A 20924-nucleotide genomic window follows, 5' to 3' on the forward strand; every position below is an offset into this window, starting at 1 on the left:
CCGCTCGCTTGAGCCAAAATATGGAAATCCATACCCTCGCGGTGCATCGGTCGGCGGGACTCCGCGCCTGATGGCCCAGCGAGGAGCCTGCCATGACCGTCCACCCCGTCTCGGAAACTGCCAGCGAGACAGAAGCCACCCGGGCGGTGAACCTCGCTCTCGCCGCACTCAAGCCCTCCGTCGGTATCCAGGGCCTGATCGACGCCATGACCGACGGCACGGGCTTCACCGATGACCGGGATTTCGATGAGCGCCTGGTGATCCGCTACGGGTTCCTCAACGAGACCACGGAATTCTTCAACCACTCGAACGCCAACACGGCGGATGACTTCGTCGTCTTCAACGCGGAACAGATCGCGAGCTTCAACAACGCCATCGCCATCTGGGAGCAGTTCGCCTTCGTCGATTTCGTCCAGATGGAGAACGAGGATTCACCCGGATACCTGAATGGCGGTGAGAGCGGCATAGAGCTCTTCGTGGGTGGTTTCGGCAGCGGTTCCGCCTTCGCCTTTGCCAGTGTCGGCAGCGGCAGCACGACCTTCTACGAGGGAAATGCCTGGTTCAACCTCAGCAATCCCGCGTTCAGCGGCGCCGGGCTCGACTATGGCGGCCGCGGGATGCGCACGTTCCTGCACGAGCTGGGCCATGTCCTCGGCCTGCAGCATCCGGGCAATTACGATGCCTCCGACGACGAGGAGCCGAGCTTCTGGAACAGCGCCGATTTCCGGGAGGATAATCGCTCGCTGACCATCATGAGCTATTTCAGCGAGACCTTCGGCGGCAGCGACTTCTTCGGTGTCTGGCCTTCCACCCCCATGCCGGCTGACATCCTCGCACTCAACCAGCTCTACCTGCCCCCCATCGGCTGGACGAGTTGGGCGGGCAACACGGTCTACGGCGCCGGAGGGATCGGCGGGGCGCTCTACATCAGCGGCGCGGCCGACAAGATCGTCGGCACCATCTACGACTACGATGGCGACAACTGGCTCGATGTCCGCCCCTACGTCGAAGCGGCGACGATCAACCTGAACGAGATGTTCCAGTCGGTCGGCGGCCTGATCAACAACCTGGCGATCCTGGGCAAGATCAAGACGATCACCACCGGGGCTGGCGATGACACCATCACGGGCAGCACCGATGCGAACTTCCTGGACGGCGGCGCCGGCAATGACAGCATCAAGGGCGGCGTGGGCGCCGACACCATCTATGGCGGCCTCGGCCACGATCGGCTGGAGGGCGAGACCGGCGCAGACAGGCTCTCCGGCGGGGATGGCGACGACACGCTGCTGGGCGGCGCCGACAAGGACGAGTTGCGCGGCGATGCCGGCCGGGATTCGCTCGATGGCGGGACGAATGCGGATCTCCTGCTGGGCGGCTCCGGCAATGACACGGTGGTCGGTTCCGGCTCCGGCGACAGCCTCTTTGGCGGCACGGATCACGATGTAGTCGTGGTCGGCTTCGGGACGCAGGCCGATTTTCTCTCAGGCGGCGCGGGTTGGGACACGCTGTCCTTCGCCGGTCTGGCCGTCACCCCCGGCCAGTCGGGGATCGGTCTCGACCTGACGAACCTTGCCGCTGTCTCCGGTCTGCCCGGCCCTTTCAATCCCTATCGCCGCATCGACGAGGCGGGCCAGGCGCTGCCCACGCCCGTGCTGGATTTCGAGCGCTTCGCCGGCAGCAATGGCGACGACACGATGCAAGGCGATTCCGGCACCAATGACCTGGCCGGCGGTCTCGGCAATGACCTGCTCTTCGGCCGCGATGGCCATGACTACCTGGCGGGTGACGACGGTGCGGACTTCCTGGATGGCGGCGCCGGCGATGACAGCCTCTGGGGCGGCAGCGGCAATGACCTGCTGAAGGGGGGCGCCGGCGCCGACCTGATGCGCGGTGAACTCGGCACGGACACGGCGTCCTATGCCGGCTCTGCCGCGGCCGTCTCCATCAACCTCTCATCGGGCACCGGTGCCGGCGGCGATGCGCAGGGTGACAAGCTCATCGCCGTCGAGAATGCCATCGGCTCCTCGCACGCCGATACGCTGATTGGCGGCTTCGGCGACAACAGGCTCCAGGGTGAGGGCGGGGATGACCTGCTGCGCGGCCGCGGCGGGGCGGATTGGCTCGATGGCGGCGCGGGCTTCGACACGGCCGACTACTCCGAGCTGGCCCTCGATGTGACGATCGACCTGGCCTCCGGCTCAGCCTCGGGCACGGGCGCGGCGGGCGACACGCTGACCGGGATCGAGGCGGTGCTGGGCAGCCAAGGCGATGACAGCCTCACCGGCGATGAGCAGGACAACCGCTTGGTCGGCAACCAGGGCGACGACACGCTGGAGGGCGCCGGTGGCGACGACACGCTGGAGGGCGGCACGGGTGCTGACGTCGTCTTGGGCGGTGCCGGCGACGATCTCTATCTGGTCCGCGATGCGGGTGACGTTCTGGTCGAGCTGGATGGAGAGGGCCATGACGTCATCCGCGCCAGCGTGAGCATGGTGCTCGGCGCGCATTTCGAGCGGCTGGAGCTGATCGGCGCCGGTGAGCTGAGCGGCACGGGCAATGAGGGGGACAACGCCATCCTCGGCAATACCGGCAAGAATCTGCTGCTCGGCCTTGGTGGTACCGACTCCCTCTATGGCGGCGATGGCGCGGACACGCTGGATGGTGGCTGGGGCGCCGATCTGCTGGTCGGCGGCACGGGCGATGACCGCTATGTCGTGGACACCGAGGAGGACGTGGTGGTCGAGTTCGCCGGGGGCGGCCTCGACACGGTGCGCGCGCTGTTCAGCTACACCCTGGGCGCGCATCTGGAGAACCTCGTCCTCTCCGCCTTCGAGCCGGTGCCCATGGACGGCACGGGCAATGCACTCGCCAACCTCATCATCGGCACGACCGGCAATAACGCGCTGAGCGGCATGATGGGCAATGACACGCTGATCGGCGGCGCCGGCGATGACACGCTCACGGGCGGCGAGGGCGCGGATTCCATGGTCGGCGGCACCGGCGACGACCTTTATGTCGTGGATGACCTCTCGGATGCCATCGTCGAGGCCGCCCGCAGCGGGACCGACACCGTCTGGAGCAGCCTGGACCATACGCTCGGCGCCAATCTCGAGAATCTCGTCCTGACCGGCACCCAGTCGGTCACCGGCTCCGGCAATGCCGTGGCCAATGTCCTGACGGGCAATTCCGGCGACAACACCCTGGAGGGCATGGCCGGCAACGACACGCTGCAGGGCGGCCTGGGGGACGATGTTCTGGACGGCGGAACGGGCTACGACACGATGGAGGGCGGCGCGGGCGACGATATCTACCGTGTGGACAGCACAGCCGATGTGGTGATCGAGACCCTGGCCGACATCCCTGGGCGTGATGCGTCAGGTGAGCCACCCAACCCGGATGATGGTGGCATCGACCTCGTCCTCTCCCTGATCACCTACACCCTGGGGGCGAACCTCGAAAACCTGAAGCTGTTGGGGTCTGCCTCCATCCGCGGCACCGGCAATGCGCTGGACAACGTGATCACAGGCAATGACGGCGCCAATCGGCTGACGGGGGCTGACGGCGATGACGTGCTGAGTGGCGGATACGGATCGGATGTGCTGCTCGGTGGCGCAGGTGAGGATACATTGATGGGCGGCCCCGGCGATGACGCGGACACGCTGGTGGGCGGCGCCGATGCCGATTGGTTCCTCTTCGGCGCCTTGATCTACGGTTCGAATGCGCCTGACCGGATCAAGGATTTCCTGCCGGGCACCGACAGCATCGTGCTGGACCACCGGGTCTTCGGGTTCCTGCCTGGCGCGCTGGCCGGCGCGCTGTTCGAGGCCGGCACCCTGCCCAGCGGCCGCGGGCCGCGCATCCTCTACGAGGCGGCGACGGGCATCCTGCGCTGGGACGAGGACGGGGCAGGGACGGACCACGACACCCTCGCCTTCGCCCAGCTCGACACGCGCCCCGCGCTGACGGCCGGCGACTTCCTGATCATCTGAGAGGGGCGCGGCCGCCCCTCAGCCGAGATGGGCGAGGCGCGCGCGCTCGATCTCGGCGAGCTTGGCGTGGAAGAGGCTCCAGTCGTCGCGCTCGGCGATCGGCTCCCAGAGCGCCTCCACCTGCTCGATCAGCAGCGTGGCCGGGCCTTCGCCCTCGAAATAGGGGTGGTCGGGTGCCGCGCGTTCATAGCTGGCAAGTGCGGCGCGCACCGGCCCCCAGGCGGCATGCGGATAGTCGCGGCTCCGCCCGCCACGCCAGTCGAAGAAGGCCCGCTCGAAGGGGGCCTCGCTCTCCAGCAGCGCGGTGAAGAAGAGGCCGGAGAGCGTCGCGTCACGCTCCGGCTCGATGGGCTTGAGGCCGAGGCGCCACAGCACGCAGCGGGCGAATTCCGCCTGCACCAGCGCCCCGAATCCATGCAGCGATTCCTCGAGCCGCGCCTTGAGGTCCGTCTCGCCTGCCAGCGGCAGAAGGCAGCCGCCAAGGCGCGCGAGATTCCACAGGAGCGTCTCCGGTTGGCGGCCGAAGGCGTAGAGGCCGCCATAGTCGAAATAGGCGGCGGTGAATTTCGGATCGTAGGTCGGCAGGAAGCGCCAGGGGCCGTAGTCGAAGCTCTCGCCCGTGATGTTGATGTTGTCCGTGTTCAGCACGCCATGCACGAAGCCGGCGGCCATCCATTGCGCGCCCATCCGCGCGACACGGCGGCAGACTTCCGCGAAGAAGCGCGCCGCGCGCTCGGGCGTCTCGCGCGCCGCTCCCTCGGGCAGATAGTGCTGCACGGCGTGATTCAGCAAAGCGAGGATCGAGGCCTCGTCGCCGAGATAGGCGAAACGCTGGAAGGTGCCGATGCGGATATGCGAATGGCTGAGCCGCACCAGCACCGAGGCGCGCGTGGGCGAGGGTTCGTCATGGCGCTGCAGCGCCTCGCCCGTCTCGATCAGCGAGAAGCTCTTGGAGGTGTTGACGCCGAGTGCCTCCAGCAGTGAGGTCGCCAGCACCTCGCGCACGCCGCCCTTGAGCGTGAGCCGCCCATCGGCGGTGCGGGACCAGGGCGTCTGCCCGCTGCCCTTGGTGCCGAAATCCAGCAGGCGGTCATCTTCCAGGTCATGCATCTGCGCGAAGAGGAAGCCGCGCCCATCGCCCAGATCGGGGTTGTAGTGGCGGAACTGATGGCCGTGATAGCGCAGCGCGAGCGGCTGCTCGAAGCTGCCGGGCAGGGGCTCGAAGCGGCCGAAATGCAGGGTCCATTCGTCATCGGTCAGCCCATCCAGGCCGAGGCGCGCCGCCTGGCGCTGGTCCCGGTGGCGCAGGATGTGGCGGGGGAACCGCGCGGGCTCCACCACGTCGAAGAATTCGCCACCCAGCGCGGCATGGATGCGGGCGGGGCGGAAGGCGGGGCTGATCGGCATGGGGCCTGTTATCGCAGAAGCGCGGATATGGGTAAGCTCCTCGCATCAGAGGAGGTTCCCATGGCCTTGCAGCATGTCATCGGTCTGGATCACGTCGTCGTCTCGGTGCGCGATCTGGACAAGGCCGCCGCCGCCTGGCGGGCGCTCGGCTTCACCGTCTCGCCGCGCGGCACGCATAGCCCGCATATGGGCTCGGCCAACTACACGATCATGTTCGGCGAGGACTATATGGAGCTCTTGGGCGTGCTCACGCCCACCGAGCACAACGCCGCGATGCGCGAATGGCTGGCGGAGCAGGAGGGCATCGAGCGCGCGGCTTTCACGGCGCTGGACGCGGCGGCCGGAGTGGCCGAGCTCCAGGCCAAGGGCATCGCCGCCATCGGCCCCATCGCCTTCGGCCGCCCTGTGGAACTGCCGGATGGCACCATCGCCGAGGCGCGCTTCAACGTGATGCGCTGGCCCGTCGGCCTGCGGCCCGGCGGGCTGCGGATCTTCGCCTGCCAGCACCTGACGCGCGAGAATGTCTGGGTGCCGTCCCTGCAGAGCCACGCCAATGGTGCGGCCCGCATCCTGCGCCTGGAGATGCTGACAGGTGACCCGCGCGCGGCGGCGGCCGAGATGGCGGCGCTGATCGTCCAGTCGCCCCGGCAGGATGCCGATGGCGCCTGGGTGGTGCCCACGGGCGGGGATCGCGCGGACCTGGTCTTCCTGGACCGCGCCATCCTGGCCGCCCGCCATCCCGGGATTTCGCTGGAGGGATTGCCGGAGGAGGGAGCGGCCGCGTTGGTGCTGGGCACGCGCGACTATCCTGGCGCGGCGCGGGCCTTGGGCGTTTCGGCGGATGGCGCCGTGGCGGTCCCGGCCGGCCGCGCGACGGGCGTCCTGCTGCGCTTCCTGGCGATCTAGTCTTGGGGTCTGGGGCCTCTCGGCCCCAGCCGCCGGAGGCCTTTTTCTCCTCTCCCTCGGATGATTGACGCAGCCCCCGCCGCACGCCCATGCTGCGGCGCACCCAAATGAGGATGAAGCGCATGGATTTCTCCCGCCGCGCCGCGATGCTCACCTCGGCCGCCATCGCCGCCAGCGTGAACGCGCCCGAGCTTGCCCTCGCGCAGGAAACGCCGCGCCGGGGCGGCACCATGACGGTGCATTTCGCCACCGAGCAGCGCATCCTGAACCCGAGCCTCCAGGCCTCCACCGGCGTCTATATCGTCGGCGGCAAGATCCAGGAGCCGCTGGTGGACCTGGATGCGCAGGGCCAGCCGGCGCCCTGCCTCGCCACCGCCTGGGAATCCACGCCGGATGGCAAGACCATCACCTTCCGCCTGCGCCAGGGTGTGACCTGGCATGATGGGCGGCCCTTCACCTCGGCGGATGTGCAGTTCACCGCCATGGAGATGTGGAAGAAGATCCTGAACTACGGCACGGCGTTGCAGCTCTTCCTCGAGGCGGTCGAGACGCCGGACGCGCATACGGCCGTGTTCAAATATTCGCAGCCCATGCCGCTGAACCTGCTGCTGCGCGCCCTGCCGGACCTCGGCTACATCTCGGCCAAGCATATCTATGAGGGCACGGATATCCGGCAGAATCCGGCCAATACCGCGCCCATGGGCACCGGCCCCTTCCGCTTCGTGCAGTATGAGCGCGGGCAATTCATCATCGCCGAGCGCAACCCGAACTACTGGCGCCCGAACCAGCCCTATCTCGATCGCATCGTCTGGCGCGTCATCACCGACCGCTCGGCGGCGGCGGCGCAGATGGAGGCGGGGCAGGTGCTCTACAGCCCCTTCTCCTCGCTCGCCTTGGCCGACCTCGCGCGCCTGGGGCGCGATCCGCGCTTCGAGGTGACGACGCGCGGCAATGAGGGCAATGCGCGCACCAACACGCTGGAATTCAACTTCCGCAACCCGATCCTGGCGGATATCCGCGTGCGCCGCGCCATCGCGCATGCGATGAACATCCCCTTCTTCATCGAGAATTTCCTGAGCCCGACCTATGCCAAGCTCGGCACGGGCCCGATCCCCTCGACATCCACGGATTTCTATACCGCCGGCATGCCGCAATACGGCTTCGACCGTGCGGCGGCGAACCGCCTGCTGGACGAGGCCGGGCACCGGCGCGGCGCGGGCGGCGTGCGCTTCACGCTGCGCCTGAACCCCGCCCCCTGGGGCGAGGATATCGCCCTCTTCACCACCTTCATCCAGCAGAGCCTGCAGGAAGTGGGCATCCGCATCGAGATCGTCCGCCTCGACGCGGCTGGCTTCCTGCGCACGGTCTATAATGACTGGAATTTCGACCTCGCGACCGGCTGGCATCAGTACCGCAATGACCCGGCCGTCTCGACCACCGTCTGGTATCGCTCCGGTTCGCCGCGTGGGGCACCGTGGACGAACCAATGGGGTGTCACGGATGCCGAGCTCGACACCATCATTGATGGTGCGGCGACGGAACTCGACCCCGCCCGCCGCCGCGCGCGCTACGCCGATTTCGTGCGCCGCGCCAATGGCGAGCTGATGCTCTGGATGCCGATGGAGCAGATCTTCCTCTCCTGCATCAACCGGCGCCTGCGCAACCACTCCAACACGCCGCGCTGGGGTTCCTCCTCCTGGCATGATCTCTGGCTGGCCAGCTAGGCTTGCGCATCCTGTCTCTCGCGGGGCGGCGTCTTGCCGCCTCGCTGCCTTCCCTGCTCATCATCCTCGTCGGCGTCTTCCTGCTGCTGCAGCTGGCGCCGGGCGACGCGGTGGATGCGCTCATCGCCCAGATGGGCGGTGGTGGCGACGCAGCGGCGATGCGCGCCGCCCTCGGCCTCGACCAGTCGGTGGCCGCACAGCTCGCGCAGTATCTCTGGCGCCTGGTGCGTTTCGACCTCGGCTTCTCGACCATCTACGGCAAGCCGGTGGCGACGGTCATCTTCGAGCGCCTGCCGGCGACGCTGCTGCTGATGACGTCGTCCCTGTCCTTCGCCTTCTTCCTGGGCCTGCTGTTCGGCGTCATCGCCGCGCGGCGGGTGAACCGCTGGCCGGACACGATCATCTCCACGATCGGCCTGCTCTTCTACGCCACCCCCTCCTTCTGGTTCGGGCTGATGGCCATCGTGCTCTTCGCCGTTCACCTCCAATGGCTGCCGGCCGGCGGTTATGAAAGCGTGGGCATGGGGCTCACGGGGCTGGCCCGCGCGCTCGACATCGCGCGCCACTTCGTGCTGCCGACGCTGACACTCGGCCTCATCTTCCTCGCCATCTATCTGCGCATCATGCGCGCCTCGATGCTGGAGGTGCTGACGCTGGATTTCGTCCGCACGGCCCGCGCCAAGGGGCTGGACGAGACGCGCGTCGTGGTGCGCCACGTGCTGCGCAACGCCATGCTGCCCATGGTGACGCTGATCGGATTGCAGGCGGGCACCATGCTGGGCGGCTCGGTCGTGGTGGAGAGCGTGTTCTCGCTCCCCGGCCTCGGGCGGCTCGCCTATGAGGCGGTGGTCCAGCGCGACCTGAACACGCTGCTCGGCATCGTCTTCATCTCGGCGCTGCTGGTGATCTTCGTGAATTTCCTGGTGGACCTCGTCTATGCACGGCTCGACCCACGGATCGCGGGCCGATGAAACGCTTCCTGCGCAATTATATGCGGTCCCCGGCGGCGGTGATCGGCCTCATCCTGCTGCTGGTCATCATCTTCATGGCGGTGAGTGCGGATTGGTTCTTCCCCAATGACCCGCTGAGCCTCGCCGGCCGGCCGCTGCAATGGCCGGGGCAGAATCCGCGCTTCTGGTTCGGCACCGACAATTCGGGCCGCGACATTGCCGCACAGATCTTCCACGGCGCGCGCATCTCGCTGCTGATCGGCCTCGTCGCCACCTCCATCGCGGTCTCCATCGGCATCGTGATCGGCGCCATCGCCGGCTATTACGGCGGCTGGGTGGATGACGTGCTGATGCGCGTGACGGAAGCCTTCCAGACCCTGCCCAACTTCCTGCTGCTGCTCCTCTTCGTCTCGATCTTCGGCTCGGACCTGACCACCGTCGTGGTGGCGGTCGGCGCCGTCTCCTGGCCCGCGCCCGCACGCCTCACGCGCGCCGAATTCCTCTCGCTGCGTTCGCGGGAGTTCGTGGAAGCCTGCCACACGCTCGGCATGCGCGACCGGCAGATCATCTTCCGCGAAATCCTGCCGAATGCCCTGCCGCCCGTCATCGTCTATGCGAGCGTGGTGATGGCCGTCGCCATCCTGCTGGAGGCGGCACTCGCCTTCCTGCGGCTCTCCGATCCGAACGTCGCCTCCTGGGGCAATCTGATCGGCCTCGGGCGCGATGTGCTGCGCGTGCAATGGTATGTCTCGGCCATTCCGGGGGTTGCCATCCTCGTCACCGTGCTGGCCGTCTCGCTGGTGGGGCAGGGGCTGAATGACGCGCTGAACCCGCGCCTCAAGGGCCGCGGAGGTCCGACATGAGCGCCGTGCTCTCCCTCCAGGGCCTGACGGTCGCTCTGCCACCCGGCGCTGACCGCGCCCATGCCTTGCGCGATGTGAACCTCGAACTTCATCCCGGCGAGATCCTCTGCGTGGTGGGGGAATCCGGCTCCGGCAAATCCATGACGGCGAGCGCCATCATGCGCCTGCTCCCGCCCGGTGTGGCCATCGAGGCGGGCCGCATCCTCTTCGATGGGCGGGACCTCGCCAGCGCCGATGACGCCGAGATGCGCCAGATCCGCGGCGCCGGCATCGCCATGGTTTTCCAGGAACCGATGACGGCGCTGAACCCGCTGCGCCCCATCGGCGACCAGATCGGCGAGATGTTCCGCATCCACACGAAGCTCGCCAAGCACGAGATCGAGGCGAAGGTGCTGGAACTCCTGGAGGAGGTCCGCATCCCCGACCCGCGCCAGGCCATGCGCGCCTATCCGCATGAGCTGTCCGGCGGCCAGCGCCAGCGCGCGATGATCGCAATGGCGCTCGCGCTGAAGCCCCGCGTGCTGATCTGCGATGAGCCGACCACCGCGCTGGATGTGACGACGCAGGCGCAGATCCTCTCCCTGATCCGGGACCTGCAGCAGCGCCTCGGCACGGCGGTGCTCTTCATCACCCATGATTTTGGCGTGGTGGCGGAAATCGCGGACCGCGTCGCCGTCATGCAGCATGGCCTGGTGGTGGAACAGGGTGCCGCGCGCGACGTGCTGGAACGCCCCACGCATGACTACACCAAGGCCCTGATCGCTGCCGTCCCGCCGCTCACCGCCCCGCCGCCGCGCCCCATCGCGGAGGAGGCGATCCTGCGCATCGAGCATGTGAGCAAGACCTATCGCAGCGGCGGCTTCCTCGGGCGGCGGCGCCGGGTGACGCGCGCGGTGCGCGATGTCTCGCTGACACTGCCCAAGGGCGGCACGCTCGGCATCGTGGGGGAGAGCGGCTCGGGCAAGTCCACGCTCGCACGCTGCATCATGCGGCTCGTAAAGCCCGAAGAGGGTGCGATCCGCCTCGGCGGCACGGATTTCGCGCGGCTCTCCAAGTCGGAACTGCGGGCCAGCGCCAAGCGCATGCAGATGGTCTTCCAGGACCCCTATGGCTCGCTCAATCCGCGCCGCCGCGCGGGGGAACTGGTGGCGCAGGGCCCCATCATCCATGGCATGCCACGCGAGCAGGCCATGGCCCGCGCGCGGGAATTGTTCAGCCTCGTCGGCCTCGACCCCGCCGCCACCGAGCGCTACCCGCATGAATTCTCCGGCGGCCAGCGCCAGCGCATCGGCATCGCCCGCGCGCTGGCGCTCGAACCGGAAGTGCTGGTGGCGGATGAGCCCGTCTCGGCGCTCGATGTCTCCGTCCAGGCGCAGGTGCTGCGGTTGCTCGCGGAACTCCGCGCGCGCCTCGGCCTCTCCATCATCCTCATTACGCATGACCTGCGCGTCGCCATGCAGGTCTGCGACCTGGTGGCCGTGATGAAGGAGGGCGAGGTGGTGGAGCATGGCCCCGTGGCCCGCGTATTCGCCGCCCCCGAACACCCCTATACTCAGGCGCTACTTTCGTCCGTGCCGGGGCGGGCTTCCGAGCCGGGACGGGGTTTCGCGACCAGTTGAGGACGCCGGACATGCTGCGTTTCATCCTGCCCGCCCTGCTTCTGGCGATGCCGGCGCTTGCCCAGATCACCGCCCTGCCGCCCGAGACCCAGGCCGCGATCCGCGCCATCGGCCCCACCATGGGTGCCGAGGGTGTCACACGCACCGCGGAGGCGCTCGCCGCCCTGCAGCCGCCACCCGCCGTGGAACCGCTGCGCGACCAGCGCTATGGCCCCGATCCGCGCCATCGGCTGGACGTGTTTTCGCCCGGGCCCGGCGCGCGGCCGGTGCTGGTCTTCGTGCATGGCGGCGGCTTCGTCGGCGGCGACAAGACGCGGCCCGGCGCCTTCTACTACGACAATATCGGCCAATGGGCCGCGCGCTCGGGCCTGGTCGGCGTGAACATCACCTATCGCCTGGCACCGCAGCACAGCTACCCGGCCGTGGTGCAGGATATCGCGGCCGCCATCGCCTGGGTGCGCGCCAACATCGCGGCGCATGGCGGCGACCCGGCGCGGATCGTGCTGATGGGCCAATCGGCCGGCGCCGCCCATGTGGGCGATTACCTGGCGGCGCATGCGGCCGCGCCTGGCGTGGCTTCGGCCGTGCTGGTCTCCGGCGTGCATGACGTGGCGAGCTATCCGGCCTCGCCCACCACGCGCGCCTATTATGGCGATGACCCGATCAAGCTCGCGCAGCGTTCGGCCATCCCAGGCCTCACCCGGCTGACGATCCCGCTCTTCCTCGCCTCCGCCGATCTCGAGCCACGCCCCTTCCAGGATCAGGTGGCCCGGCTGAATGCCGCGCTCTGTCTCGCCGGGCGCTGCCCGCCCTATCTGCACATGGCGGGGCACAACCACTTCTCGACGGTCTTCGCCATCGGCACGGCGGATCACGAACTCACCATCCCCATCCTCGCCTTGGCCAACCGGTGAGCGACGCCTTCGCCGTCATCGGCGCCGGCCCGGCCGGGCTGATGGCGGCGGAAACCCTGGCCGCGGCCGGGCAAAAGGTCGTGATCTTCGACCAGATGGCCGCCCCCGCGCGGAAATTCCTGCTGGCCGGGCGCGGCGGGCTGAACCTGACGCATTCCGAGCCGCTGGAGCTCTTCCTCACCCGCTACGGCGCGGCGGCGGAGCGGCTGCGCCCGGCCATCGAGGCCTTTCCGCCCGCCGCACTCATCGCATGGGCCGAGGGGCTGGGGCAGGAATGCTTCACCGGCACATCAGGCCGCGTCTTCCCCCGCGCCATGAAGGCCTCGCCGCTGCTGCGCGCCTGGCTCGCGCGGCTGGAAGGGCAGGGGGTCACGCTGCGCCGCCGCCATCGCTGGCTGGGCTGGGATGCGGCGGGCGCGCTGCGTTTCGCGACACCCGAGGGCGAGGTGAGCTTTGCGCCCTGCGCCACCATCCTGGCGCTGGGCGGCGCCTCCTGGCCGCGCCTGGGCTCCGATGGCGCCTGGGCCGCGCTGCTGCCCGATGTGACGCCCTTCCGCCCCGCCAATATGGGCTTCCGCGTGGATTGGAGCGCGCATCTGCGCGAGCGCTTCGCAGGCCAGCCGCTGAAGCGTGTGGCGCTCACCTTCGCGGGCGAAACCCGGCGCGGCGAGGCCATGGTGACGCGCGACGGGCTGGAGGGCGGGTTGCTCTATGCCTTCAGCGCCCCCCTGCGCGAGGCCATCGCGCGCGACGGCTTCGCCGACATCGCGCTGGACCTGCGGCCGGATGTGCCGCGCATCACGCTTCCTGGCGGTTCGGCATCCCTCGCCAACCAGCTCCGCAAGCAGGCGGGGCTGTCGCCCCTGGCCGTGGCGCTGGTGCAGGAGGTGCTGCGCGCCGGCGCCACGCGCCCCGTGGCGGAACTGGTCAAGGCGCTGCCGCTGCGCCTGATCGGCACTGAGGGGCTGGAGCGCGCCATTTCCTCGGCCGGCGGCCTCGCTTTCGGCGCGGATTTCGCCGTGCCCGGCCACCCCAATGTCTTCGCCTGTGGCGAGATGCTGGACTGGGAGGCGCCGACCGGCGGCTATCTGCTCCAGGCCTGCTTCGCCACGGCGGTCGCGGCCGCGCGGGCCGCGCTTCGCGTCACGTCGGCACGCAGCGGGCGATGTTGAGCGTGAGCCGCGTGCCGGCGAGCGAGCCCTCGAAGGGCGTGCCGGCCCGGTTCGACACCGCGCCCACATTCGGGAACATCGCGATCGAGAATTCCCCGTTGGACTTGGTGCCCTGCGGCCCGGTGAGGACCACCTGCGCGAAGACGCGGACGGCGACCGTGCCGCGATTGACGATGCCGATGCGGATGCTGTTGTTCGCCGTGCCGAAATGGCTCGCCTCGAAGACCTCGACATTGCAGCCATTGGCGGTGGCGCCGTTCACGATGAGGTTCGGGCCGTTCCAGTTGGTCTGCTGCGCCGCGGCCGGCAGGGCGGCGAGGAGGAGGGGCGTGGCCAGGAGGAGCTTGCGCATGGGTGTCTCGCTGCGGGAGGTGATGCGCCAATCATGCGCGCGCCCGGCGGTCGGCGCCATGCCCTGGCTCCGATCCCCCTGATCGGCCGCACCAATGAATGGGGTCTGGGGCCTCTCGGCCCCAGCCGCCGGAGGCCCTATTTTCCTATCGCTGCGCCGGCTGGAAATCCCGCTCCAGCTTCTGGCTGTATTTCGACATGGCGAAGCACAGCACGAAATAGACGCCGGCCGCGAAGACATAGGCCTCGGTCGGGAAGCCCAGCCAGTTCGGATCGCCCAGCGCCGAGCGCAGCGTGGTGAAGAAGTCGAAGACGCCGATCACGATCACCAGCGTCGTGTCCTTGAACAGGCCGATGAAGGTGTTCACCTGCGACGGGATGGTGATGGAGAGCGCCTGCGGCAGGATGACCAGTCGCATCTTCTGCCAGTAGCTCAGCCCCACGGCGTCCGCGGCCTCATATTGCCCGCGCGGCATGGCCTGCAGCCCGCCGCGCACCACCTCCGCCATATAGGCCGCGGTGAAGATGGTGTAGGCCACCAGCACGCGCGCCAGGCGATCGAGCGTGATGCCCTCGGGGAGAAACAGCGGCAGCATGATCGCCGCCATGAAGAGCAGGCTGATCAGCGGCACGCCGCGCACGCATTCGATGACGACGGTGGAGAACCAGCGCACCAGCGTGAGGTTCGAGCGCCGGCCGAGGGCCAGCAGGATCGCCAGCGGATAGCCCAGCGCCAGGCCATAGACCGCGATGATGCCGGTGATGGTGATGCCGCCCCAGAGGCGCGTCGGCACCGGCGTCAGGCCGAAATAGCCGCCGCCCATCAGGATCAGCATGGTGGGGGCCGCGACGACCCAGGCGATCAGCAGCCACTTGTTCCAGAAGACGCGGAAGGTGGAGCAGATGACGAGCGTCACGAGGATGACCAGCATGGTCCCCGGCCGCCAGCGCTCCTCATAGGGGTAGAGGCCGAAGACGCTGAACCAGAATTTTTCGCGGATGAAGGCCCAGCAGGCGCCACCATTCTCGCGGCAGGTCGCGGCCGTGCCGTTCCAGGTGGCGTTCACCACCGCCCAGTTGAAGAGCGGCGGCACCAGCCAGACCAGCAGCGCGATGCAGGCGAGCGAGATCGCGATGTTCACCGGCCCGTTGAAGCAGGCACGCGCGAAGGCGGCGCTGCGCTCGGTGAAGGAGGGAAGTGCGGGGGCGGCCATCTCAGCGCTCCTTCAGCGCGACAGCGCGGTTGTACATGTTCATGAGCAGCGAGGTGACGAGGCTGATGGCGAGGTAGATCGCCATGAAGAGGCTGATCACCTCCACCGCCTGGCCGGTCTGGTTGATCGAGGTGTTGGCGACCGAGACGAGGTCCGGATAGCCGATGACGACGGCGAGCGAGGAGTTCTTCGTCAGGTTCAGGAATTGCGACGTCATCGGCGGGATGATGACGCGCAGCGCCTGGGGCAGGATGACGAGACGCATGATGCGCCCGGGTGCCAGCCCCAGCGCCCGTGCGGCCTCCCATTGCCCCTTGTGCACGGACTGGATGCCCGAGCGCACGATCTCGGCGATGAAGGCCGAGGTGTAGACGACGAGGCCGATCAGCAGCGCGAAGAACTCGGGGCTGAGCGAGAGCCCGCCCTCGAAGTTGAAGCCGGTGAGTTCGGGGAATTCCACCGTGGGTGCGCCGAAGACGAAGCCCGCCAGAACCGGCAGGCCGATCAGCAGCGCGAAGCCGGGGATGAGGGTGGATTTGCGCTCGCCCGTCTCGATCTGCCGCGCACGCTCGCGCCGCGCGAGGCCGACCCAGAGGATGGCGGCGGTCAGCAGTGCCAGCAGGCAGGAATAGAGCGCGGGCTCGGCCAGCAGGGCGGGCATCTTCACGCCGCGCTGCGAGAGGAAGAAGCCCGGCAGCGGGTTCAGCGCCTGCCGCACCGAGGGCAGCTGCAGGATGATGGAGTGCCAGAACACGAGCTGCAGGACGAGCGGCGTGTTGCGGATGATCTCGATATAGCCGCCCGTCAGGCTGCGCAGCAGCGGATTGGCGGAGAGCCGCGCGAGGCCCAGCAGCACGCCGAGGATGGTGGCGAGCACGATGCCGACGACGGCGACGCGCAGCGTGTTGAGGAAGCCCTGCGTGAGCGCGCGGGCATAGGTGTCGGACGGCGTGTAGTTGAGCAGGCCTTCGCCGATCGGGAAGCCGGCAGAGCGGTTGAGGAAGCCATAGCCGAACTGCAGGCCGCGCGCGGCCATGTTCGTCAGCATGTTGTTGTAGATGGACCAGCCGAGGAAAATCACAGCGGCAGCCAGGGCGGCCTGCCAGAGAAGCCCGCGCATCGTGGTGCCTGCGGGCAATGGGATCAGCGGCTTTGCCGCCGGCATGATGGGGGAGGTGGTGCTCATGCGGCGCCCTTTTCACTCAACCGGGAAGAAGAAAGAGGGCCGGGGATCGCTCCCCGGCCCGGTTCGGCCTCAGCGGGCCGGCGGCGCGTAGAGCAGGCCGCCCTGCGTCCAGATGTTGTTCTGGCCGCGATCCAGGCCGAGCGGCGTCTGCGGGCCCAGGTGGCGGTTGTAGATCTCGCCGTAATTGCCGAACTGGCGGATGATCTGGCGGGCATAGTCGGCACGCGCCGCGCTGATGCTCTCACCCATGTTGCCCTCGACGCCGAGGAAGCGGCGGACCAGCGGGTTCGTGCTGGAGCCGGCGATCTGCTCGACATTCGCCATGTTGATGCCGAGCTCCTCGGCCTCGATCAGCGCGAAGACCGTCCAGGCCACGATGTTCGTCAGCTCCTCGTCACCCTGGCGGATCACGGGGCCGAGCGGCTCCTTGCTGATGCGCTCGGGCAGGATCACGTGGTCCGCCGGGCGGGTCAGCAGCGTGCGCTGGGCGGCGAGTGCCGCGAAGTCGTTGGTGAAGACGTCGCAGCGGCCGCTGTCATAGGCGCGGCGCAGCTCATCGAGGTCCGAGATCACGACCGGCGTGAAGCGCAGGTTGTGCTGGCGGAAGAAGTCATTGAGGTTCAGTTCGGTCGTCGTGCCGGGCTGCACGCAGACGGTGGCGCCGTTCAGCTGGCGGGCCGAGGTGACGTTCAGGCGGCGGGGCACCATCACGGACTGGCCGTCATAGAAGACGATGGCCGGGAAGTTGAAGCGGTTCACGTTGGAATCGCGCGTCAGCGTCCAGGTCGAGTTGTTGGAGAGGATGTCCACCTCGCCCGCCGCCAGCGCCGGGAAGCGGCTCTGCGAGGTGACGGGGACGAACTCCACGCGGTTCGCGTCGTTGAAGATCGTGATCGCGACGGCGCGGCAGATCTCGACGTTGAAGCCCTGCCAGCGGCCCTGGCTGTCGGGCACGCCGAAGCCGGGGTTGGACGGGCCCTGGACGCCGCAGCGCAGGGTGCCGCGGCTGCGGATCTGGTCGAGGTCACGGCCGGCCAGCGCTTCCACCGGCCCGAAGACCATGAAAGCCGCCGCGGCAGCGGCAAAGGCGGTCAACTTCATCGGAAAATCCCTTTTTCGTTGGCTCCGGCGAGGTATGCCTTGCCGGCTGGGCTGCCATGTGCCCGGAACCTAGCGCCGTTGCAAGAGGGTTAACTCGTCGCAATCACCTGCCCGGGCAGGGATCGCACAGCGCTTGGGCAGCGGGCGGAAGGGGCCGGGAAATCCGCCGCCGAGGCGGGCAGAGCCACGCCTGCGCGGCGGCGGCGTGACGCAGGGCACGGCGCCGGGCTGCCCCGGGCGGGCCTTCAGCGCCGCACGAGGTGGCTCGGCAGCAAGGCCACCGGCCGGCCGGTGATCGGGACAGGGTTGGCCCGATAGGCATCCAGGCCGCGGCCGGCGCCCCCGGATGCGGGCAGGATCTGAGCGCGGTCTTCCCGATTCGAGAGCGAAAGCCCGCTCGGCGTGCCCATGGCCACCTGGCGGGGCAGGTTGAGGCCGACCAGCGCGCGGTCCTCGGCCGCGCGGGCCTGGGCGGCGGGCAGCGCCGCCTGCACCCGGGCTCGATAGGCCTGGGCGAGATCGGGCGTATGGGAATGGTAATGCCCGGCCGCCACCATCCAGTCGCCGCGGGCGGCCTGGAGCTGCGTGAGGAACTGCGCGGCGTAGCGGGCGTTGCTGATGGGATCGAAGGCCTCATCCAGGCTTGCGAAGGCGCGGGGGTGGTGATGGAGGTTCACCTGCATGCAGCCGACATCGATCACGCGGACGCCGCGGGCCTGCAATTCGCGAACGGCGGCAATCGCTGCCGCCTTGTCTGGGAAGAAATGGCCGCGTCCCTCGGCATTGATGGTCCAGGGCCAGGGGCCTGAGGTTCCGGTCTCGGGGTTCCGGCGGCCGGATTCCACCCGCCCGATGGCCTGCAGCAGGCCCGCCGGGATCTGCGCATCCTGCTCGGCACGGGCGATCGCCGCCCGGCATTGCACGGTCGGATCAATGGCTTGCGCCCGAACGTCCAGCGCGAGCATCAGGAGCAGGGGCACAAGCATGGCAGGGAGCGATCGCATGCTTTGCTCTGCGCAAAACGCATGCCAGCCCCCATGCAAATTCGCGATGCTGCAGCGCAAAAAATCACTTGCACACGAGCGACCTCCGGCCTATGTTTTCGGAGGCGGCAGGAACTTCGGTTCTTGCCTGCTTTCTTGGACGTTTCCTCCCTAAACTTGGCGGCGCAGAAATGCGTCGCCATTTTTTTTGGCAGGTTCTAACCCCGTCTCACGGTGGGTCGACCAGCCTTGTCTCGAACCGGGCCGGGGCGGTGATCTCCACCAGCTCCAGGTCGTCCGAATGCGCCAATTCCCGGTGCCGGATGCGGGGTGGCTGCAGCACGCTGGTCCCGGCCGTCAGCGTCACCTCGCCGATATCCTCGTACTCGAAGCGCACCCAGCCCTTCACGATCCAGACCATCTGGAAGTCCAGCTCATGCAGATGCCATTGCGGCTCGGCATGCACGCCCGGGATGGCGCGGATCACATGCGCGCCGAATCCCCCCTCCGTGGCCGCGGCGATGCCCAGATCCCCGTACTCGAAGAAGGCGCGCAGCCCCCGCGTGAAGTCCCGCCCCTCGGCGTGACGGACGATGGTTCGGCCGGTTCCGCCCTCGCTCATGACATGGGTACTCCGATGTGGCGGGCGTAGCCGGGCCGGGCCATCAGCCGGGCGTGCCAGGCGTGCAGCCGCGGCTGCGGGGTGCGGATGATCGGCAACGAAAGCCACCGATGCAGGTAAGGTCCGAGCGCGATGTCGGCCAGGCCCAGATGCTCGCCGCCCAGGAAGGGCGCGATGCCCAGCGCGTTCTCCACCATGTCCCAGAGCTCCTGCGCCTCGTCCCGCGCCGCATTCGTGGCGGGCCAGTTCCGCTCCGCCTCGGGCGTGCGGACATAGGTGAAGAAGATGGTGGTCATCGGCGCGTTGAGGTGGCCCAGCTGCCAGTCCATCCAGCGCTCCGCCCGCGCCCGCGCACGCGGGTCGGCCGGGTGGATCGTGTGGCCGGGGGCGCGCGTCGCCACGAGGTAGCGGCAGATCGTGTTGCTCTCCCAAAGGGTGTAGCCGTCCGGTTCCTCGATCGTCGGCACCCGCCCGTTCGGGTTCATCGCCAGATAGGCGGCCTCCTTCGTGCGGCCGAAGCTGCCGCCGGCATCCAGCCGCTCATACGGAATTCCCAGCTCCTCGCAGAGCCAGAGCAGTTTCATGACGTTGGAGGAGCTGGCGCGGCCCCAGATCTTCAACATGGCGTATCTCCCTCAGCCAGGAGCGAGCCTAGGCCGGCGGCGACGGGGGCGGGAAGGGCAGGACATTCATGGCACCGGCCTGGCCGCCCGCGTAACCTTCCCAGCCTGTCCACCGTAGCGGGGAGACACAAGAAAGGACACGCCCATGCAACGCCGTTCGCTCAGCCTCGGTCTCGCCGCGACCGCCCTCGCCGCCGTCCTTGGCACCCTGCCGGCACATGCCCAGCCCTCGCCGGAGGAGATCATCAGTGGCTTCGAGGGCGTCCTTGGGCCGGTCCGCAGCTACCGCCCCTCGCATCCGAAGGGGCTTTGCGCCGCCGGGCATTTCACCGCGACGCCGGAGGGTACCCGCCTTTCCGTCGCGCCTGTCTTCAGCGGGCAGCGCGTGAACACCCTGATCCGCTTCGGCGTCGCCGGGGCCAATCCGCAGGCCGATGACCGGGCGCGGACGACGCGCGGCCTCGGGATCCGCTTCGAGACGGCCGCGGGCGACGTGCTGGACATGGCAAATATTTCCGCCCCGATCTTCGGCGCGCCGAACCCGACCGTCTTTGTCGAGAACCTGCGCGTCCGCGCGCCCGACCCCGCGACCGGCCGCCCCAATGCCGAGCGCATCGCGGCCTTCGTCGCCGCCAACCCGGCCGTGACGCTGCAGGGCGCCTGGCTGGCCGCCACCCTCCCGCCGGCGAGCTGGGCCACCACCCCCTATTGGGGCGTCAACGCCTTCCGCTTCCAGGGCCAGGATGGCGAGGTGCGCCACGCCCGCTGGGTCTTCGAGCCGCGCGCGGGCGTGCAGCGTCTGACGGCCGAGCAGATGCAGTCCCTCCCGCGCGATTTCCTGGCCGATGAGATTCGGCAGCGGATCACCCAGGGGCCGGTCGAGTTCGACATGGTCCTGCAATTCCCGGGGGCGGGCGATGACGTGACCAATCCGACCGTGGCCTGGCCCGAGGACCGGCCGCGGGCCGTGGTCGGCCGCCTGACCGTCACCTCCGTCGCTGCCGGGCCGGGCGGGCCCTGCGATCCGATCAGCTTCATGACGCTGGACCAGGAGCCGGGGATCAGCTTCAGCGATGACCCGACCCTCCATGCGCGCGCTGCGCCCTACGCGCTGTCGCTCTCGAAGCGGACGAACTAGAAAAAGGGCCTCCGGCGGCTGGGGCCGAAAGGCCCTGTTCAGACTGGGAAGATGTTTGACGGGTGTTCGGGGACATCCCTGACGGTTTTGAGGATGGCCTTAGGGCCTCTGGTGTCAATCCATCCGAGATCGAAACGCATGAAGTGCAGGCTCCAGACGCCG

General features: G+C 68.5%; 17 protein-coding genes. 9 read left to right on the forward strand and 8 right to left on the reverse strand.

Going from position 1 to position 20924, the window contains the following annotated elements; all coding sequences use genetic code 11:
* Positions 1-92 precede the first annotated feature (92 nt).
* Complete coding sequence (locus tag KTR66_RS02055; protein ID WP_213609838.1) at positions 93-3989, forward strand: M10 family metallopeptidase C-terminal domain-containing protein; 3897 nt, start codon at positions 93-95, stop codon at positions 3987-3989.
* Between the two features lie 18 nt (positions 3990-4007).
* Here KTR66_RS02055 and KTR66_RS02060 read toward each other — a convergent pair whose 3' ends face one another.
* Complete coding sequence (locus KTR66_RS02060) at positions 4008-5396, reverse strand: protein adenylyltransferase SelO (RefSeq protein ID WP_213609840.1); 1389 nt, start codon at positions 5394-5396, stop codon at positions 4008-4010.
* Between the two features lie 60 nt (positions 5397-5456).
* On the opposite strand from KTR66_RS02060, the gene KTR66_RS02065 reads away from it, so the two are divergent.
* From KTR66_RS02065 to KTR66_RS02095, 7 genes are all read left to right on the forward strand, one after another.
* Positions 5457-6302 carry a VOC family protein gene (locus tag KTR66_RS02065; protein ID WP_213609842.1) on the forward strand — a complete coding sequence of 282 codons (846 nt, stop codon included), beginning with the start codon at positions 5457-5459 and terminating at the stop codon, positions 6300-6302.
* A gap of 122 nt (positions 6303-6424) precedes the next feature.
* Positions 6425-8026, forward strand: a complete 1602-nt coding sequence (locus KTR66_RS02070; protein ID WP_213609844.1) for an ABC transporter substrate-binding protein — start codon at positions 6425-6427, stop codon at positions 8024-8026.
* Between the two features lie 2 nt (positions 8027-8028).
* Entirely contained in the window at positions 8029-8997 is a 969-nt protein-coding gene (locus KTR66_RS02075) for an ABC transporter permease (protein WP_213609846.1), read from the forward strand.
* Complete coding sequence (locus KTR66_RS02080) at positions 8994-9839, forward strand: ABC transporter permease (RefSeq protein ID WP_213609848.1); 846 nt, start codon at positions 8994-8996, stop codon at positions 9837-9839. Before KTR66_RS02075 ends, KTR66_RS02080 begins: the two co-directional genes overlap by 4 nt.
* Positions 9836-11458 (forward strand): ABC transporter ATP-binding protein, encoded by a 1623-nt coding sequence (locus tag KTR66_RS02085; protein ID WP_213609850.1) that lies wholly within the window; start codon positions 9836-9838, stop codon positions 11456-11458. Before KTR66_RS02080 ends, KTR66_RS02085 begins: the two co-directional genes overlap by 4 nt.
* Before the next feature lie 11 nt (positions 11459-11469).
* Positions 11470-12372, forward strand: a complete 903-nt coding sequence (locus tag KTR66_RS02090) for an alpha/beta hydrolase (protein ID WP_213609852.1) — start codon at positions 11470-11472, stop codon at positions 12370-12372.
* 41 nt (positions 12373-12413) lie between these two features.
* Positions 12414-13544 carry a TIGR03862 family flavoprotein gene (locus tag KTR66_RS02095; RefSeq protein WP_249731793.1) on the forward strand — a complete coding sequence of 377 codons (1131 nt, stop codon included), beginning with the start codon at positions 12414-12416 and terminating at the stop codon, positions 13542-13544.
* Here KTR66_RS02095 and KTR66_RS02100 read toward each other — a convergent pair.
* From KTR66_RS02100 to KTR66_RS02130, 7 genes are all read right to left on the reverse strand, one after another.
* Complete coding sequence (locus KTR66_RS02100; RefSeq protein ID WP_213609856.1) at positions 13516-13956, reverse strand: hypothetical protein; 441 nt, start codon at positions 13954-13956, stop codon at positions 13516-13518. The two genes, KTR66_RS02095 and KTR66_RS02100, sit on opposite strands and share 29 nt — an antisense overlap.
* Positions 13957-14041: 85 nt before the next feature.
* The gene (locus KTR66_RS02105) at positions 14042-15109 is read right to left on the reverse strand and encodes an amino acid ABC transporter permease (RefSeq protein ID WP_213609858.1); all 1068 of its coding nucleotides are present in this window, start codon (positions 15107-15109) and stop codon (positions 14042-14044) included.
* A gap of 1 nt (position 15110) precedes the next feature.
* Positions 15111-16295: an amino acid ABC transporter permease gene (locus tag KTR66_RS02110; protein WP_213609860.1), complete on the reverse strand. Its 1185-nt coding sequence runs from the start codon at positions 16293-16295 to the stop codon at positions 15111-15113.
* A gap of 69 nt (positions 16296-16364) precedes the next feature.
* Positions 16365-17396: an amino acid ABC transporter substrate-binding protein gene (locus KTR66_RS02115; RefSeq protein WP_213609862.1), complete on the reverse strand. Its 1032-nt coding sequence runs from the start codon at positions 17394-17396 to the stop codon at positions 16365-16367.
* Between the two features lie 245 nt (positions 17397-17641).
* Positions 17642-18382 (reverse strand): lytic transglycosylase domain-containing protein, encoded by a 741-nt coding sequence (locus KTR66_RS02120; protein WP_249731762.1) that lies wholly within the window; start codon positions 18380-18382, stop codon positions 17642-17644.
* Positions 18383-18608: 226 nt separating this feature from the next.
* On the reverse strand, positions 18609-19001 hold the full coding sequence (locus KTR66_RS02125) for a cupin domain-containing protein (protein WP_213609866.1): 393 nt from the start codon (positions 18999-19001) through the stop codon (positions 18609-18611).
* The gene (locus KTR66_RS02130; protein ID WP_213609868.1) at positions 18998-19624 is read right to left on the reverse strand and encodes a glutathione S-transferase family protein; all 627 of its coding nucleotides are present in this window, start codon (positions 19622-19624) and stop codon (positions 18998-19000) included. Before KTR66_RS02130 ends, KTR66_RS02125 begins: the two co-directional genes overlap by 4 nt.
* A gap of 145 nt (positions 19625-19769) precedes the next feature.
* On the opposite strand from KTR66_RS02130, the gene KTR66_RS02135 reads away from it, so the two are divergent.
* Positions 19770-20762, forward strand: coding sequence for a catalase family peroxidase (locus KTR66_RS02135; protein ID WP_213609870.1), 993 nt, complete (start codon positions 19770-19772; stop codon positions 20760-20762).
* The last annotated feature ends 162 nt before the right edge of the window (positions 20763-20924 follow it).

Source organism: Roseococcus sp. SDR (assembly GCF_019083995.1).
Lineage (GTDB): Bacteria > Pseudomonadota > Alphaproteobacteria > Acetobacterales > Acetobacteraceae > Roseococcus.

What these genes read in the sequence shown, in the direction of transcription:
- KTR66_RS02110 (WP_213609860.1), bottom strand. Translation starts at nt 16,295, where the DNA reads ATGAGCACCACCTCCCCCATCATGCCGGCGGCAAAGCCGCTGATCCCA.
- KTR66_RS02120 (WP_249731762.1), bottom strand. Translation starts at nt 18,382, where the DNA reads ATGCTTGTGCCCCTGCTCCTGATGCTCGCGCTGGACGTTCGGGCGCAA.
- KTR66_RS02085 (WP_213609850.1), top strand. Translation starts at nt 9,836, where the DNA reads ATGAGCGCCGTGCTCTCCCTCCAGGGCCTGACGGTCGCTCTGCCACCC.
- KTR66_RS02060 (WP_213609840.1), bottom strand. Translation starts at nt 5,396, where the DNA reads ATGCCGATCAGCCCCGCCTTCCGCCCCGCCCGCATCCATGCCGCGCTG.
- KTR66_RS02080 (WP_213609848.1), top strand. Translation starts at nt 8,994, where the DNA reads ATGAAACGCTTCCTGCGCAATTATATGCGGTCCCCGGCGGCGGTGATC.
- KTR66_RS02105 (WP_213609858.1), bottom strand. Translation starts at nt 15,109, where the DNA reads ATGGCCGCCCCCGCACTTCCCTCCTTCACCGAGCGCAGCGCCGCCTTC.
- KTR66_RS02065 (WP_213609842.1), top strand. Translation starts at nt 5,457, where the DNA reads ATGGCCTTGCAGCATGTCATCGGTCTGGATCACGTCGTCGTCTCGGTG.
- KTR66_RS02100 (WP_213609856.1), bottom strand. Translation starts at nt 13,956, where the DNA reads ATGGCGCCGACCGCCGGGCGCGCGCATGATTGGCGCATCACCTCCCGC.
- KTR66_RS02130 (WP_213609868.1), bottom strand. Translation starts at nt 19,624, where the DNA reads ATGTTGAAGATCTGGGGCCGCGCCAGCTCCTCCAACGTCATGAAACTG.
- KTR66_RS02055 (WP_213609838.1), top strand. Translation starts at nt 93, where the DNA reads ATGACCGTCCACCCCGTCTCGGAAACTGCCAGCGAGACAGAAGCCACC.
- KTR66_RS02095 (WP_249731793.1), top strand. Translation starts at nt 12,414, where the DNA reads ATGGCGGCGGAAACCCTGGCCGCGGCCGGGCAAAAGGTCGTGATCTTC.
- KTR66_RS02115 (WP_213609862.1), bottom strand. Translation starts at nt 17,396, where the DNA reads ATGAAGTTGACCGCCTTTGCCGCTGCCGCGGCGGCTTTCATGGTCTTC.
- KTR66_RS02135 (WP_213609870.1), top strand. Translation starts at nt 19,770, where the DNA reads ATGCAACGCCGTTCGCTCAGCCTCGGTCTCGCCGCGACCGCCCTCGCC.
- KTR66_RS02125 (WP_213609866.1), bottom strand. Translation starts at nt 19,001, where the DNA reads ATGAGCGAGGGCGGAACCGGCCGAACCATCGTCCGTCACGCCGAGGGG.
- KTR66_RS02090 (WP_213609852.1), top strand. Translation starts at nt 11,470, where the DNA reads ATGCTGCGTTTCATCCTGCCCGCCCTGCTTCTGGCGATGCCGGCGCTT.
- KTR66_RS02070 (WP_213609844.1), top strand. Translation starts at nt 6,425, where the DNA reads ATGGATTTCTCCCGCCGCGCCGCGATGCTCACCTCGGCCGCCATCGCC.